Origin of the sequence: Helicobacter pylori SA221C, from assembly GCF_000476855.1 — a bacterium.
Taxonomy (GTDB): domain Bacteria; phylum Campylobacterota; class Campylobacteria; order Campylobacterales; family Helicobacteraceae; genus Helicobacter; species Helicobacter pylori_DK.
In genome coordinates this window covers 1-1,760 of sequence record NZ_CBPT010000034.1, presented here as the reverse complement: position 1 = coordinate 1,760, position 1,760 = coordinate 1, and the positions used below count along the sequence as shown (strand labels likewise).

Genomic DNA, 1,760 nt, shown 5'->3' with positions numbered 1-1,760 from the left:
GGACACAAAATGCTATTGAATTACGACTTTTTAGAATTTGTTGATGAGCCACAAAGACACACTTCTTTGACATCAGCTATTGATAAGGCGTTAGCGGACAGGAAACTAGCTAGACAAAATAAACCTAGCGTTAGGGTGCTTGGTAAGGCGATGCCCTTAAGCAAGTTTTTAGATGCTGTTGGCGATGAAATCTCACGACTTAAATATGATATGAGCCACAAGACTATTAAAGGCTCTACAATTGAGAGTTCTAATCTTATCAGCATTTATAAAAAGATTGCGAGCGGACTACCTTTTGGGACTATCTCTGCGTTTAGACCTTTTAAAGACGCTTTTTATAAAGATTTTACTGAAAAAGAACAAAACGCTCTAATCTATGCTTATAAGAGCGGAGCAGACCCTAAAAATGCGGACATAGTAGCCAAATATTGGTTAAGTCAATCTGTGGATTTAGACCCATACGACCCTATTAAAGTTGTAGATTTCTTTCACCCACAACCTGAAAATGGTAAAGAGACTACAAAATTTAAAAATTACAAAGATATGATTGAGACGATTTATGCGACACTCTATAACAAATTAGGCAATTTTTATGCAGACAAATTCTTTAAGAAAAACGCCACAATGAGAGACCTTATGTCTAGTGATAAATTTGTTGAGAGGTATCGCTACACTAGAAAAGAAAATATGGCAAGGACACAACAGCTAAAAGACATATTGAATATTGATAGAGACTTCATTGGTTACATTGAAGTGTTAGGGTATTGGAAAGACAACCCTAAAGACAATATCTTACCAGACAAAGAAGTTAGTTTCTTTGTATTTCAAAACGAACCTAGTAGCACATTTGATTTGAAAAACCACTTATTGATATGGGGAAAACAATTCAGGCAAGCAGCGATTTGCTATGGCGGACAATTGATGGCTAATAAGAATAAGACTTATAGGATAGATTTGATAAGCTCTAGCCCTAATAGTTTTGGTAAGGTGTGGGCTAAATTCACAGGGATTAAATTTTCAGTTCCTAGCGACTTACCACAAGCTCTCACACGCATAAATGACAGCGTTTATACTTTTCTCTCTAGGTATAAAGAGGGTATCGGTCTTAATAAACTCGCTCTCAATAAAGTCGTTAAGACAGAATTAAAAGCGACTTGTATGCCTTTTGATTACTCTAAACTCGGTATAGAGACTATTGGCGAGGACATTAGAAGCAATATTAAGGCATTACAGAAAATTACTCGTGCGTATGGACACCCTAAAGAGTTCTTTTTAGACGCAATGATAGAAAGACAGGAAAATGCGATTAAACGCATAGAAGCACGAAAATGTGCGGTAAGCGATGACTTCAAACAAGGTATGAAACGAAACATTCAAGTCAATAACCTTGTTAAAGCTATGCGACAAGGCAAAAAAGTGAGTAGGGCATTGATTGCTAACACCATAGACACCGATGCGGGTTATTGCTTTATCTCAGATTTAGCGACACAACTTAACAATATCAGCCCTAGACTATCTAAAAGCATCGTTACCGCTATAGAGCAAGCGCAAGGGATTAGACTAACTTATGCGTTAATTGACAAAGTTACCTATAACTCGCTCCACAATATCTTAAGTTTCATTTTTGATATTGATAACCCTTTAAGCGACCAAGCGTTTGAGGAGTTGGTGATAGATGTCCCAAAAGAAGCGCTAAAGAATGTGAAGCTACCACAAATCAAAAATGTATTGACCGCTCAAATCTTTGATGGGGCTTACCA

1 protein-coding gene is annotated in these 1,760 nt (G+C 37.0%); it reads left to right on the top strand.

What is annotated here, in order from left to right:
• Positions 1 to 9 precede the first annotated feature (9 nt).
• Positions 10 to 1,760: hypothetical protein (locus tag QU01_RS07830; RefSeq protein WP_033763589.1), on the top strand; the 1,751-nt coding region annotated here is incomplete at its 3' end.